The sequence below is a fragment of the Saezia sanguinis genome, from assembly GCF_003991585.1.
Taxonomy (GTDB): Bacteria; Pseudomonadota; Gammaproteobacteria; order Burkholderiales; family Burkholderiaceae_C; genus Saezia; species Saezia sanguinis.
Genome location: NZ_PQSP01000203.1, coordinates 1 through 239 on the forward strand (window position 1 = coordinate 1; position 239 = coordinate 239).

Consider the following 239-nt stretch of genomic DNA (forward strand, 5'->3'; position numbering starts at 1 on the left):
CACCGAGTACCTCAGCTGGCCGTGGGTCTTCTACATCAATGTCCCGATCGCAATCCTGGCCTTGATCGCAGTTCCGGCTCTGATGCCCATCGCACCCGCCCGGGCGGGATCGGTGGACCTGCTCGGGGCGGCCACCGCCACCGCAGGTCTCGCCACCGCCGTGTACGGCATCGTCCGGGCGCCCGAGGCCGGCTGGGCCTCGGCACAGACCTGGGCCGTGCTCGGCGCCGCCGCCGCGC

General features: G+C 72.4%; 1 pseudogene. It reads left to right on the plus strand.

Annotated features, from left to right (window positions below):
• Window positions 1-239, plus strand: a pseudogene (locus tag CUZ56_RS15495) (MFS transporter); the annotation flags it as partial.